This is a genomic window from Stenotrophomonas sp. FW305-3-2-15-E-LB1 (genome assembly GCF_058787375.1).
The window spans coordinates 1-12087 of record NZ_JBYSZR010000021.1; the positions used below are offsets into that span (position 1 = coordinate 1).

13 protein-coding genes are annotated in these 12087 nt (G+C 67.6%); 2 read left to right on the forward strand and 11 right to left on the reverse strand.

Going from position 1 to position 12087, the window contains the following annotated elements:
* Nucleotides 1-161: 161 nt before the first annotated feature.
* The 6 genes from AC3WL7_RS14600 to AC3WL7_RS14625 form a co-directional block, all read right to left on the reverse strand.
* Nucleotides 162-614, reverse strand: coding sequence for a hypothetical protein (locus AC3WL7_RS14600; RefSeq protein ID WP_079222292.1), 453 nt, complete (start codon nucleotides 612-614; stop codon nucleotides 162-164).
* Nucleotides 611-814 (reverse strand): PspC domain-containing protein, encoded by a 204-nt coding sequence (locus AC3WL7_RS14605; RefSeq protein WP_079222293.1) that lies wholly within the window; start codon nucleotides 812-814, stop codon nucleotides 611-613. The genes AC3WL7_RS14600 and AC3WL7_RS14605 overlap by 4 nt, the downstream gene beginning before the upstream one ends.
* A gap of 65 nt (nucleotides 815-879) precedes the next feature.
* Nucleotides 880-1248: a YfeK family protein gene (locus AC3WL7_RS14610; protein ID WP_492751122.1), complete on the reverse strand. Its 369-nt coding sequence runs from the start codon at nucleotides 1246-1248 to the stop codon at nucleotides 880-882.
* A gap of 83 nt (nucleotides 1249-1331) precedes the next feature.
* A complete protein-coding gene (gene phaC, locus AC3WL7_RS14615; protein WP_283220753.1) occupies nucleotides 1332-2399 on the reverse strand; it encodes a class III poly(R)-hydroxyalkanoic acid synthase subunit PhaC in 1068 nt (355 codons plus the stop codon).
* 6 nt (nucleotides 2400-2405) lie between these two features.
* A complete protein-coding gene (gene phaE / locus AC3WL7_RS14620; protein WP_492751125.1) occupies nucleotides 2406-3491 on the reverse strand; it encodes a class III poly(R)-hydroxyalkanoic acid synthase subunit PhaE in 1086 nt (361 codons plus the stop codon).
* A 22-nt stretch (nucleotides 3492-3513) separates the two neighbouring features.
* Nucleotides 3514-4128: a CDP-alcohol phosphatidyltransferase family protein gene (locus AC3WL7_RS14625; RefSeq protein ID WP_108746909.1), complete on the reverse strand. Its 615-nt coding sequence runs from the start codon at nucleotides 4126-4128 to the stop codon at nucleotides 3514-3516.
* Nucleotides 4129-4473: 345 nt separating this feature from the next.
* Here AC3WL7_RS14625 and AC3WL7_RS14630 point away from each other — a divergent pair, with 345 nt between their 5' ends.
* The gene (locus AC3WL7_RS14630; protein ID WP_492751128.1) at nucleotides 4474-5124 is read left to right on the forward strand and encodes a class I SAM-dependent methyltransferase; all 651 of its coding nucleotides are present in this window, start codon (nucleotides 4474-4476) and stop codon (nucleotides 5122-5124) included.
* A 62-nt stretch (nucleotides 5125-5186) separates the two neighbouring features.
* On the opposite strand, the gene AC3WL7_RS14635 is transcribed toward AC3WL7_RS14630, so the two are convergent.
* From AC3WL7_RS14635 to ppsR, 5 genes are all read right to left on the reverse strand, one after another.
* Nucleotides 5187-6554, reverse strand: a complete 1368-nt coding sequence (locus tag AC3WL7_RS14635) for an MATE family efflux transporter (RefSeq protein ID WP_492751130.1) — start codon at nucleotides 6552-6554, stop codon at nucleotides 5187-5189.
* A gap of 118 nt (nucleotides 6555-6672) precedes the next feature.
* Entirely contained in the window at nucleotides 6673-7302 is a 630-nt protein-coding gene (locus AC3WL7_RS14640; protein ID WP_492751132.1) for a DUF2239 family protein, read from the reverse strand.
* A 185-nt stretch (nucleotides 7303-7487) separates the two neighbouring features.
* Nucleotides 7488-7976: an NUDIX hydrolase gene (locus tag AC3WL7_RS14645; protein ID WP_108769173.1), complete on the reverse strand. Its 489-nt coding sequence runs from the start codon at nucleotides 7974-7976 to the stop codon at nucleotides 7488-7490.
* A gap of 42 nt (nucleotides 7977-8018) precedes the next feature.
* Nucleotides 8019-8531, reverse strand: a complete 513-nt coding sequence (locus AC3WL7_RS14650; protein ID WP_079222302.1) for a DUF1249 domain-containing protein — start codon at nucleotides 8529-8531, stop codon at nucleotides 8019-8021.
* A gap of 187 nt (nucleotides 8532-8718) precedes the next feature.
* The gene (gene ppsR, locus AC3WL7_RS14655) at nucleotides 8719-9540 is read right to left on the reverse strand and encodes a posphoenolpyruvate synthetase regulatory kinase/phosphorylase PpsR (protein ID WP_079222303.1); all 822 of its coding nucleotides are present in this window, start codon (nucleotides 9538-9540) and stop codon (nucleotides 8719-8721) included.
* A gap of 143 nt (nucleotides 9541-9683) precedes the next feature.
* Between ppsR and ppsA the strand changes: the two genes are divergently transcribed.
* Complete coding sequence (gene ppsA, locus AC3WL7_RS14660) at nucleotides 9684-12062, forward strand: phosphoenolpyruvate synthase (protein ID WP_312738509.1); 2379 nt, start codon at nucleotides 9684-9686, stop codon at nucleotides 12060-12062.
* The last annotated feature ends 25 nt before the right edge of the window (nucleotides 12063-12087 follow it).

The window sequence follows — 12087 nt, forward strand, 5'->3', positions numbered from 1 at the left end:
CGCGGGACCGTTGGCGCCATGGATGGCGCCATCGAGCCCCCATGGAGGGGTTTACGGCGTGTCCCGCGAACCCACCCCGCCCGGCCCAACCCACGATGCCAGTCGACTGACAGTCGACTCTACCGGCCCCAGCCACGAGGGGCTGCGCCGTTGGCGGGACACTACGGCCACCAGCCATGCCCGAACCGGGCGTAACGATCCGCCGCCCGCTCGAACGGGTTGCGCGCACTCACGCCCCCGCACAGCAGGTAAACCGGCAGGTACAGCGGCCCCAGCACCAGGTACTGGTACACGTGCGCCCGCTCGTGGTCATCCAGCCGGATCAGCGGCTCCACGCCCCACCCCGCCTGGTGCGCATAGGTGCGGCACGACATGCCCAGGTCATGGCCGGTATGCAGGATCACATTGCCCAGCGTGATCGCCCCACCCGGCCCCCAGGGCCAGTGGTCGAAGATGAGCGCACAGTCGCGCCCGCTCCAGCGCAACTTCGCCCCGCCCAGCAGGCCGGCCAGCCCAGCGATCACGCCGATCAGCGTATTGGGCACGGTCCAGGCCGCGCCCAGCACCTGCAGCGCGCGCAGCCAGAGGGGCCAGGGCCGGGAGGCGGCGTTCAATCGGCCTCGTTCGGGATCAGCAGCCACAGGATCAGATAGATCAGGATGCCGGGGAAAGCCGCCGAGCCGATCGAGATCAACACGAACACGATCCGCACCAGGGTCGGGTTCCAGCCGAAGCGATGGGCGATACCGCCCATCACGCCGGCGATCATCCGATCGTTCAACGAACGCGACAGCGTGCGTGGCGTGGTGTTCATGGCGGTTCTCCTCGGGAATCAGAAGGCACAGTCGAGCGTGGCTCGACTCTACACCCGGGCCATGTCTACGGCGTGCGTTGGCGCAGCGCCTGCAGGCGGGTGCCGAACCAGGCCGCGGCGGTCTGTTCAGCCTGCCCGGGGCACTGGATGCGGTAAGGCTTGCCGCTCATGCTGCTCTGGCTGGCCGCGCGCTCGATGAACTGCTCGGCGCTGTCCACCTTGTCCTTCTTCAGCAGGTAGTCGTACTTGCGCTGCAGGTGCGCGCGCGCCTCGGCCGCGTCATGCCAGCTGCCGTTGCGCTGGAACCGGCACTGCGAACCGTCCAGGCTGCCGATCAGCTGGGCGATCTCGCGCTGCGCCTGCGGGCTGGGGGCGGCGTGGGCAAGCGGCGTTGCCAGCAGTGCGGCGAGAATCAACGGAATACGGTAGGTCATCATCGTTTCGAGGCAGTCGAGCATGGCTACAGGTGCAGTCGAGCATGGCTCGACTCTACAGGTGCAGTCGAGCAAGCTCGACTCTACGGGTCGCGGGCCTTCAGCCAGCCATCGATCGTTGCCGGCACTTCACGTTGCGCGCGGCCGGACACGTAGATCCCGATGTGGCCACCGCGGAAACTGGATTCAGTGTAATCAGCCGTGCCCAAGCGCCCACGCATGGCCCGCGAGGCATCCGGCGGCACCAGATGATCCTGCTCGGCATAGATGTTCAGCACCGGCAGGGTCACCTGCGACAGATCCACCGCTTCCTCGCCGATCCGCACCGTGCCATTCACCAGCCCGTTGCCCTGGTAGAACTGCTTGATGAAGTCGCGGAATGCCTCGCCCGCCAGGTCCGGCGAATCGAAGATCCACTTCTCCATGCGCAGGAAATCCTCCAGCGCGGCCTTGTCATCGAGGATGTCCAGCAGGCCCACGTACTTCTGCACGTTCAGGCGGAACGGCTTGAGCATCAGGTAACTGGCGTTCATCAGGTCGGCCGGGATGTTGCCCAGCGTGTCCACCAGCAGGTCCACGTCCACCTGCCGCGCCCAGTGCGAGAGCATGTTGTCGGCGGTATGGAAATCGACCGGGGTGACCATCGTGATCAGGTTGCCCAGCTTGTGCCGGCGCAGCGCGGCATAGCACAGGGCGAACACGCCGCCCTGGCAGATGCCCAGCATGTCCACCGGCCCACCGCTGCGCGCACGCAGCGCATCCACCGCGCCATCGATGTAGCGCAGCAGGTAGTCCTCCAGGGTCTGGAAGCGCTCGGAGCGGTCCGGGTAGCCCCAGTCCAGCACGTACACGTCCTGGCCCAGCGCCAGCAGCTTCTGCACCAGCGAACGGTCAGCCTGCAGGTCGACCATGTACGGCCGGTTGACCAGCGCGTAGACGATCAGCAGCGGCGGCTTGCGGCTTGGCGCCTGCTCACCCACGAAGCGGTACAGCACCACCTTGCCGTCGCGCCAGATTTCCTCGCGGGCGGTGGCGCCATAATCCACGTCCTCCACCTGCGGCAGCAGCTTCAGCCCTTCCATCAGCTTGCGCTGCATGGCCAGGGTTTCCTGCATCAGGTCATCGGCGTTGAAGCCCAGCGGTCCTTTCATCGGTCGTTATTTCCGCGCATTGGTGCGGCGTAGGGCGGGCTTCGCCGGTGCTTTCTTTGTTGCGGCCTTCCTGGCAGCCGGCTTGGCCACGGCGGATTTCTTCGCCGGTACCGCCTTTTTCGCCGCCTTGCGCGCGGCCGGCTTCACCTTGGCCGGGGCGGGCTGCGCCACCGGGTCGACCTCGGCGGCACCGGCCAGCACCGCCACCTGCGCCTGCAGGCGGCGCAGGCTGCGCTCCAGCTCGGCGATGCGGCGGTGGGCGGCGTCCATCTCGCTGCGCGTGGGCAGGCCGATGCGTTCGCTCACCTGCTCGACCTCACGCTGCAGGCCTGCACGCAGGCGCATCTGCGCATTGCCCAGCGAGGCGTAGACCTGCTGGAACGCCTCGGACAGGGCAACCTTGGCGTAGGCCTCTTCGGCCACCTCGATCCACAGGTCGAACATCGCCCGTGCGCTGGTCAGCTGGCTGCCCGGCTGTTCGTGCTCGGCCAGGCGCTTCTCGAACAGGTCGAAGGCCTCTTCCAGCGCCTGCTTGATCTGGTCCACGTAGGCACGCGAATGCTGCTGGTATTCCTCCTGCGCGCGCAGCAGGGTCTGCCAGCGCGCCTGATGCTCGCGGCCGGGGCCGAACGCCGGGCTCTGCAGCCACGGGCCCGCCTGCACCTGCCATTGCTGCAGCCAGGCAGCGAACTCGGGCAGCGAGGCACCGGCCTGGGTGCTGCCGCGTGCGCCCTGCAGCATCCACTGCAGCATGCCATCGCCCTGCCCCTGCACGGCTTCGCGCCAGGCCTGGGCCACGTCGGCGCTGCTGGCGTCGCGGCCGGCAAAGCGCGCGGCCACTTCTTGCATGGTCCCGTACCAGCTGCCGGCCTGCTCGCGGAAGCGGCGCAGCGCATCTTCCGGGGCGCCCTGCCCCTGCTCGGGCAACAGCTGTCCCCACCAGTCGAACAGGCGCTGCCAGCTGCCCGGGTCATCCCCGGCCGGTGCGCCCGGCGTGGCGGCATGGCGCAGGGCATCGCCCCAGGCGCCGAAGTACTGGCGGGACAGGTTCTCGAAATCACTGCTGCCGGCGTCGTGGGCCGAGCTGGTCATCGCGGGCCTCCGCTGGGCTGGGTCATGGCTTGGGGATGTGCAGGGTCTTGCTGATCATCAGCGACCCGGACAGGGCGAACAGCAGCACCATCGGGTGCAGCTGCCACGGGCCGAGCTGCCATTGCCCGAACCAGAGGTTGTGGCCGATGGCGTCGGTGCCGGCGGCAATGGCCAGCACGATCACCAGCGCCAGGCTGGTGGGAATGGGCGTGCCCTCGAAATACTTGACCTTGCCCTCGTCGCCGGACAGCGACTCGGCGGTCACGTTGTAACGGGCCAGGCGGCTGACGCCGCAACAGACGAAGTAGCTCAGCACGAGCCAGTCCCAGCCGCCCTGCATGCCGCAGGCATAGGCCAGCGCCGCCGGGGCCACGCCGAAGGAGATCACGTCCGACAGCGAATCGAGCTCGCGGCCCAGCGTGGAACTGGACTTGCGCCAGCGCGCGATGCGGCCGTCGAGGGCGTCGAAGATGAAGGCCAGCGGGATCAGCGCCATGCCGAACATCAGGTAGCCGCGCTCGCCGTCCTGCAGGAAGCGCATGGCGGCAAACACGGCCCCGGTGCCGCAGAAGGCGTTGGCCAGGGTGAACCAGTCCGCCAGTTGGAACTCACGCAGCATCGAGAAATGACGTTTCATGGGGTCTCACGGAGGATCAAGGCGGACAGGGTACCGCGAGCGCCGCTGCTGGCGACAGCGCGGACCGACGACGACCTTCACCCGCCCGTCACCGCCCATCACCAGCGGTGAATTTTTGGCCACCCATCTTGACAGCCTAGGGGGGTGGCGCCTGTCGGGGCTTATCCACAAAGTTGCCCACGCGTAATCCACACCCCCTGTGGACAACCTGGTCTCAGGGACTGCGACGCTGGCCATTTGCTGATCACCTCGACGAGGGGTTTCCCTACTTCCCAAGTTGCCGACCCGGCGCTATGGTCACCGGCGGACCCGCCGACGCCACGTCCGATTCCTTTTTCATGGACGTTGTCGATGCTGGACGCACGCACCCTGGCCGCGCAGTTGCGGCACCCCCACGGCGAAGCCGCGCTGGCCGTGGGCGAATCGATGAACCGCAGCAATGGCGAGCTCAATCGGGCCGCCATCACCCTGCTGGCGGTGGCGCCGGGCGAACAGGTGCTGGAGATCGGGCCTGGCAATGCCGCCTTTGCGCCGCTGCTGCTGCAGGGCGCTGACAGCCGCTACCTGGGCATTGAACTGTCCACGGCGATGGTCGATGCCGGCAACCATTACCTGGCCGGCACCGGCCTGGCCGATCGCGCCGTCCTGCGCCACGGCGATGCCCATGCACTGCCGGTGGCCGATGCGTCGGTGGACGCGGCGCTGGCGGTCAACACGCTGTACTTCTGGCCCAACCTGGCCCCGGTGCTGGATGAACTGGCACGCGTCGTGCGCCGCGGTGGCCGCCTATGCCTGGCCTTCGGCGATGCCGCCTTCATGCGCAGCCTGCCGTTCGCCGCCGATTTCCAGCTGCATGAGCTGGATGCCGTGGAGCTGGCCCTGCGGGTAGCCGGCTTCAATGTCTCGGCCTGGCGCAGCCACCGGGAAACGGCGGCGGGCAACGACGGGCAGGCGCGCGACAAGCACTTCCACCTGTTGCTGGCGCACCGGCGCTGAACCACCCCGCCGGGCCGCAACCGGTAGTGCCGGCCGCTGGCCGGCAACATCGGCAGCAGCGCTCAGGCAGCCGCCGGCAACCTTCGCCGCCAGCGGCCGAAACACGCCACCTGCATCACCAGCATCGCCAGCAATCCCAGCGGCCAGGCCAGCCACAGCCCCGGCAGACCCTGCGTTGCCTGCAGCCACATCGCCAGCGGAAGCTCGAGCAGCAGTACCGCCGCCATGCCCAGCAAGGCGGGCAACAGCACCGTTCCGCTGCCGCGCATCACCCCCACCAGCACCGCCATCGGCGCCATTGCCAGCACGCCCCACACCACCGTCCGCAGCTGCAGCGTGGCCAGTGCGTGCACCTCGGCTGCATCCAGGATCAGGCCGACCAGCCACGGCGCCAGCAGCACCACAAGCAGTACGACCGCAGTCAGCAGCACCAGCGCCAGCAACACACCGACGCGGGCGATGGACGGCAGCCGTGCCGTGCGCCCGGCCCCCGATGCATGGGCCGCCAGAATGGTGGCGGTGATGCCCAGCGACATCGCCGGCAGCTGCACCCAGCTCATCAACTGGTTGACCGCGCCATAGGCCGCCGTGGCCTGGTAACCGTGCTGGTTGATCCATCCCAGCAGCGCGATTTCCGCCACCGCCAGGCTGAACATCTGCAGCGACGCCGGCACGCCGATCCGCAGGATGCGACGGACGAGCTGCCCATCGAAACGGATCGCCCCCAGCAGCGCGCGGCCCGGCGCCAGTGGATGCCGCAGGCGTCGCCAGCGCCACAGCAACCAGCCCAGCGCCACGGCGGAGGCGAACACCGCCGACACCGCTGCACTGGCAGCGCCCAGTCGCGGCAGTCCGCCCCAGCCCAGGATCAGCAGCGGCGTGCACAGCAGTCCCAGCACGGTTGCCAGCAGCAGCGCATGCAGCGGTGTCTTTGCATCGCCCACCGCACGGCTGACCGCCGTGGCCAGCCACAGCAGGAAGAACACCGGCGCGCCCAGCAGCAGCACGCGCGCATACACAGTGGCCTCGCCGAGGATGGCCACCGGTGTGCCCAGGGCCGCCAGCAGCTGCGGCGCGAACGTGCTGCCCACGCAGAGCACCAGCACCGACAGCAGCAGGACCAGGGCGATGGCGCTGCCAGCCACGGCACGTGCCTGCTGCGGCTGACCCGCCCCCCAGGCGTTGCCGATCAGCACCATCGCACCCGTTGCCAGGCCCATCACCAGGGCCAGCAGCAGGAAGAAGACCGGAAAGAAGGCAGCGGCAGCCGCCACTGCCCGCGTTCCCAGCAGGTGCCCCAGGTAGATGTTGTCCAGCGTACCGGCCGCCAGCTGCAGCGCATTGGTCAGCAGCATGGGCACCAGCAGGGCCAGGTAGGTCCTCCACAGCGACGGGGTGGCTGCGGCGATCGGTGGTGCGGCGATGGTCATGGCATTCCTTGGGCAAGGCGCTGCCCTGCCCGGCGTTTCCGCCAGCAAAGCACGCACAGTCAGGGCGGGCTGCGGCCCGCGGTCAGATGAAGCGGCGGCTCAGCGCCGCGATGGAAGGTCAGCTGTTGGTGCGTTCGGCGCTGTCATCGAAGGCCAGCCACAGCGCGTGCCGGCACACGTCCTCCGGCCAGGCCTGCAGCGCTGCGAGGAATCGGTCACGGTCATGCGCGAACAGCACACGGATGACCTCCTCGAACCCCGGCAGGTCCCCTGCGATGGTCTGCAGGAAGTGGTAGGCACGCTCGCTGTCGCGGCGCCGGCGATCCTTGTCCGCACCCTCGCGGCTGGCCGCTTCGACCAGCCGCCGCAGCACCACCGACGCCCCACCCGGCTGCTCTGCCAGCCACGCCCAATGGCGTGACAACAGGGTCACCTCGCGCGCCACCACGCCCAGCTTGGGCCGACCGCGTCCGCGCGGTGCGGCGGGCAACGCTTCGGCAGGCGGCTCCGGCCCGGCAGCGGGCGCGACCGGAAACGCCTTGGCCACGCGCGCCAGCAACTGCGCGTCGCTGCCACGCGTGTCGAAATCATGGGTACGACCGGTGGCGTTGTCGAACACCAGCAGCGGCCCGGCAGCGTTGTCGGCGCGCAGCTGCTTGAGCGCCAGCGCGGCCATTGCTGGGGTGCCGGAAATGACCAGGCGATGGCCATCAAAACAGCTGAAAGGGGCAAGTTCCTGCGCAGGCATGGCGGTGGCATCCGGGACGATGCGCGAATATTGCCCGGGTAATATTGAAACGTCAATATCACCCGGGTATTAATATCCCGAAACACGCGCCGAACCCGCCCAGCCGCAGCCGGTAGTGCCGGCCGCTGGCCGGCAATATCGCAGCATCGGGCAGCCGGCCAGCGGCCGGCGCTACCCGAATGACCTCAGAGCCGGCTGAACGCCCAGCTCTGCATGCGCCCATCCCGGTACGGCATCACCCCATGGAACGGGCGCGGGTCGGCGTCGAACACCAGCGGCAGGAAGTTGCGGTCACCCTCCCACATCGGCAGCGTGTCCAGCTTGTCCACGTCCACCCACTCCAGGGTGCCCTCGTGGTTGCCACCGTGCGGGCTGCCTTCGAAGCTGTCGATGACGAAGACGAAGCCGAACCAGTCCTCGCCGTGCTTGCCGAAGCCCGGCCAGCTGATGGTGCCGCGCAGGCGCATGGCCGTGCAGTCGATGCCGGCTTCCTCGGCGATCTCGCGGCGCATGCCGGCCGCCACGTCCTCGGTCGGTTCAACCTTGCCGCCCAGGCCGTTGTACTTGCCCAGGTGGTGGTCACCGGGCCGCGTGTTGCGGTGGATCATCAGCACCTGGCGACGATCGGGCGAGAGCACATAGCCCAGGGTGGCGACGATCGGGGTATACGGCATGGGGCAGCATCCAGCGGCAGGTCAGCCCCGGATTATGGCCGATCAGCGCACCAGCGACAGGCGGCGCTCGGCCGGCAGCGCCGCGCTGCCCTCCGGGTCGCGGCGCAGGGTGGCCACGCCGTGGCCTCGCTCGGCCAGGTATTCCAGCCACTTGCCGAGGAAGGTGTTCATCCGCATGCGGTGGCTGATCAGCTCCGCCGGCGGCGGGTACAGGCCCATCGTGTCCTGCCAGCGGCGGCCCACGTAGCAGTGGGTGGTCTCGGCCTGGCGGGCATCGCGGTACAGGCGCACATAGGCCGAGGGGTCCGGCTCGCCGGTGACCGGGTCGGCCAGGTCGTAGGTCAGGCGCAGCTCCACCGTGTAGCGGTGGCATTCGATCACGTCCAGGCGCACGTCCAGGCCGTCGCCCACGGAGGAGACGTAGCTGCCGGCGGTCAGTTCGGCCGGGGCGAACAGGCGCACCAGATGCCGGTAGTTCTCGGCATACAGGCCCATCAGCCAGCTGAGCCGGCTCAGGCGGGGGATGCGTTCGGTGCGGGGCGAGGCTTGGGCCATGGGTCGATCCTACACGTTGGCCTTACAACGTGGGGGCTGCATGGGCCCGGCCAAAGGGGGGCATTCAACCGCCGCCGCGCTGCCGGCGGCGCTCCCCCTGTAGAGCCGAGCCTACGCTCGGCTGCTTTCCGGTCAGCCCTCGATGGCCCAGCCGAGCGTGGGCTCGGCTCTACAGCGGGGGTTCCGGTCAATACATCTCGCGCTGCAGCCCCAGCGTGCCCAGCACCTTGCTGGAAATCTCCTCGATCGAGGTATGGGTGGTGCTCAGCGTCGGGATCCGCTCCATCTGGAACATCACCTCGGCGGCGGCCACTTCGCGCTTGCAGGTGTCCAGGTTGGCGTAGCGCGAGTTCGGCCGGCGCTCCTGGCGGATCTGCTGCAGGCGGTCCGGGTCGATGGTCAGGCCGAATAGTTTCCGACGATAGTTTCTCAGCCGCGGCGGCAGGCGGTCGCTTTCCAGGTCCTCGTCGGTCAGCGGGTAATTGGCCGCGCGCACCCCGTAATGCAGGGCCAGGTAGATGCAGGTGGGCGTCTTGCCGGCGCGCGACACCGCCACCAGGATCACGTCGGCGTCGTCGTAGTTCACCGCGATGCCGTCATCGTGGGTCAGGGCGAAGTTCATCGCGTTGATGCGGCGGTGGTAGGTTTCGAAGTCCACCATGCCGTGGGCCTGGCCGACCCGGGCCAGGCGCGGGCTGGACAGTTCCCGCTCCAGCGGCTCGATGAACGGGGCGAACACGTCCAGCATCAGGGCCCCGCTTTCGCCCAGGATCAGGCTCAGGCTCTGGTCCACGCAGGAGTTCACCACGATGGGCCGGACCTGGTACCGCTCCCCCGCTGCCTGGATCCGGGCACAGGCTTCCCGGGCTTTTTCGGGGTCGTCGATGAACGACATTCGATCAGTGATGAAGCTGAACCCGGTGAACTGCGTGAGCAGGCTATGCCCAATGGTTTCAGCGGTGATACCGGTTCCATCGGAAACGTAGAACACCGGACGGATGGTCGACATAGGCGGTTTTCACCCCTTCGAAGCTGAAAATGGTTGCAGCACAAGCTTGTGCCGACGGTACTGCGACCGGCATCATATCGGCTTCTTCCTACGGACGCGGCCATTCAGCCCGCCTCGGGCGATGGCCAAACGGAGCATCGCGCTTGAACGAGAACATCCTGTGGTTGCACGAACTGCGTCTGGGCGATCTGGCCCGCGTAGGCGGCAAGAATTCGTCGCTGGGCGAAATGATCGGCAACCTGGCCGGTCTGGGGGTCTCCGTCCCCGGCGGTTACGCCACGACCGCTGAAGCCTTCAAGGACTTCATTGCCCACAACGACCTGTCCAAGCGCATCTTCGACAAGCTGGCCACGCTGGACGTCGAGGACGTCAATGCGCTGACCGTCGCTGGCAAGGAAATCCGCACCTGGGTGATCGACGCCCCGCTGCAGCCGCAGCTGGACCAGGACATCCGCAGCGCCTACGCCACGCTGAGCGCCGAGAACGGCGGCGGCGACGTGGCCGTTGCAGTGCGCTCCTCGGCCACCGCCGAAGACCTGCCCGATGCGTCCTTCGCCGGCCAGCAGGAAACCTTCCTCAACGTCACCGGTGCCGACGATGTCGTGCACAAGGTCAAGGAAGTGTTCGCCTCGCTGTACAACGACCGTGCCATCGCCTACCGCGTCCACCACGGCTTCAAGCACGAAGACGTGTTCCTGTCGGCCGGCGTGCAGCTGATGGTGCGTTCGGGCGTCGGCTCGTCCGGCGTGCTGTTCACCCTGGACACCGAGTCCGGCTTCCGTGACGTGGTGTTCGTCACCTCGTCGTTCGGCCTGGGCGAAATGGTCGTGCAGGGCGCGGTCAACCCGGACGAGTACTACGTCTACAAGCCCACCCTGCAGGCCGGCAAGCCGGCGATCCTGCGCCGCTCGCTCGGCAGCAAGGCAATCCGCATGGTGTATTCGGATGTCCCCGGCGAGCGCGTCAGGATCGAGGACACCCCGGCCGAACTGCGCAGCACCTTCTCCATCAGCGACGAGGACGTGCAGGAACTGTCCAAGCAGGCGCTGGTCATCGAAAAGCACTACGGCCGCCCGATGGACATCGAGTGGGCCAAGGACGGTGTCAGCGGCAAGCTGTTCATCGTGCAGGCGCGCCCGGAAACGGTGAAGTCGCGCAGCCACGCCACCCAGATCGAGCGCTTCGCGCTGACTGAAAAGGGCGGCAACGTGCTGGCCGAAGGTCGTGCCGTCGGCGCCAAGATCGGCTCGGGCACCGCCCGCGTGGTCAAGACGCTGGAAGACATGAACCGCGTGCAGCCGGGCGACGTGCTGATTGCCGACATGACCGACCCCGACTGGGAGCCGGTGATGAAGCGCGCCTCGGCCATCGTCACCAACCGTGGTGGCCGTACCTGCCACGCCGCGATCATCGCGCGCGAGCTGGGCGTGCCGGCCGTGGTCGGTTCGGGCAACGCCACCAAGGTCATCGAAGATGGCCAGCAGGTCACCGTCAGCTGCGCTGAAGGCGATACCGGCTTCATCTACGAAGGCAAGCTCGATTTCGAGCGCACCACCACCGATCTGGGCAACATGCCGCCGGCACCGCTGAAGATCATGATGAACGTGGCCAACCCGGAACGTGCCTTCGACTTCGGCCAGCTGCCGAACGCCGGCATCGGCCTGGCCCGCCTGGAAATGATCATCGCCAGCCACATCGGCATCCACCCGAACGCGCTGCTGGAATACGACCGCCAGGATGCGGCCACCAGGAAGAAGATCGACGAGAAGATCGCCGGCTATGGCGACCCGGTCAGCTTCTACGTGGACCGCCTGGCTGAAGGCATCGCCACCCTCACCGCTTCGGTTGCGCCGAACCCGGTGATCGTGCGCCTGTCGGACTTCAAGTCCAACGAGTACGCCAACCTGGTGGGCGGCAGCAACTACGAGCCGCACGAAGAGAACCCGATGATCGGCTTCCGCGGCGCCAGCCGTTACGTCGATCCGAGCTTCTCGGCCGCCTTCGCGCTGGAATGCAAGGCCGTGCTGCGCGTGCGCAACGAAATGGGCCTGGACAACCTGTGGGTCATGATTCCGTTCGTGCGCACCCTGGAAGAAGGCCGCAAGGTCGTCGAGGTGCTGGAACAGAATGGCCTGAAGCAGGGCGAGAACGGCCTGAAGATCATCATGATGTGCGAAGTGCCGTCCAACGCACTGCTCGCCGATGAGTTCCTGGAGATCTTCGATGGCTTCTCGATCGGCTCCAACGACCTGACCCAGCTCAGCCTGGGCCTGGACCGCGATTCGTCGATCGTCGCGCACCTGTTCGACGAACGTAACCCGGCGGTGAAGAAGCTGCTCTCGATGGCCATCAAGGCCGCCCGCGCCAAGGGCAAGTACGTCGGCATCTGCGGCCAGGGCCCGTCCGACCACCCGGATCTGGCCGAGTGGCTGATGCAGGAAGGCATCGAGTCGCTGTCGTTGAACCCGGATACCGTGGTCGACACCTGGCTGCGCCTGGCCAAGCACAAGGCCAACGGCTGATCCGTTGATGGGCTGACGTCGCTTT

Excerpts from the sequence above, each read along its gene's own strand:
- AC3WL7_RS14625 (WP_108746909.1), bottom strand. The coding sequence starts at position 4,128 with ATGAAACGTCATTTCTCGATGCTGCGTGAGTTCCAACTGGCGGACTGG.
- phaC (WP_283220753.1), bottom strand. The coding sequence starts at position 2,399 with ATGAAAGGACCGCTGGGCTTCAACGCCGATGACCTGATGCAGGAAACC.
- AC3WL7_RS14650 (WP_079222302.1), bottom strand. The coding sequence starts at position 8,531 with ATGGCCCAAGCCTCGCCCCGCACCGAACGCATCCCCCGCCTGAGCCGG.
- AC3WL7_RS14605 (WP_079222293.1), bottom strand. The coding sequence starts at position 814 with ATGAACACCACGCCACGCACGCTGTCGCGTTCGTTGAACGATCGGATG.
- phaE (WP_492751125.1), bottom strand. The coding sequence starts at position 3,491 with ATGACCAGCTCGGCCCACGACGCCGGCAGCAGTGATTTCGAGAACCTG.
- AC3WL7_RS14635 (WP_492751130.1), bottom strand. The coding sequence starts at position 6,554 with ATGACCATCGCCGCACCACCGATCGCCGCAGCCACCCCGTCGCTGTGG.
- ppsR (WP_079222303.1), bottom strand. The coding sequence starts at position 9,540 with ATGTCGACCATCCGTCCGGTGTTCTACGTTTCCGATGGAACCGGTATC.
- AC3WL7_RS14610 (WP_492751122.1), bottom strand. The coding sequence starts at position 1,248 with ATGACCTACCGTATTCCGTTGATTCTCGCCGCACTGCTGGCAACGCCG.
- AC3WL7_RS14640 (WP_492751132.1), bottom strand. The coding sequence starts at position 7,302 with ATGCCTGCGCAGGAACTTGCCCCTTTCAGCTGTTTTGATGGCCATCGC.
- AC3WL7_RS14645 (WP_108769173.1), bottom strand. The coding sequence starts at position 7,976 with ATGCCGTATACCCCGATCGTCGCCACCCTGGGCTATGTGCTCTCGCCC.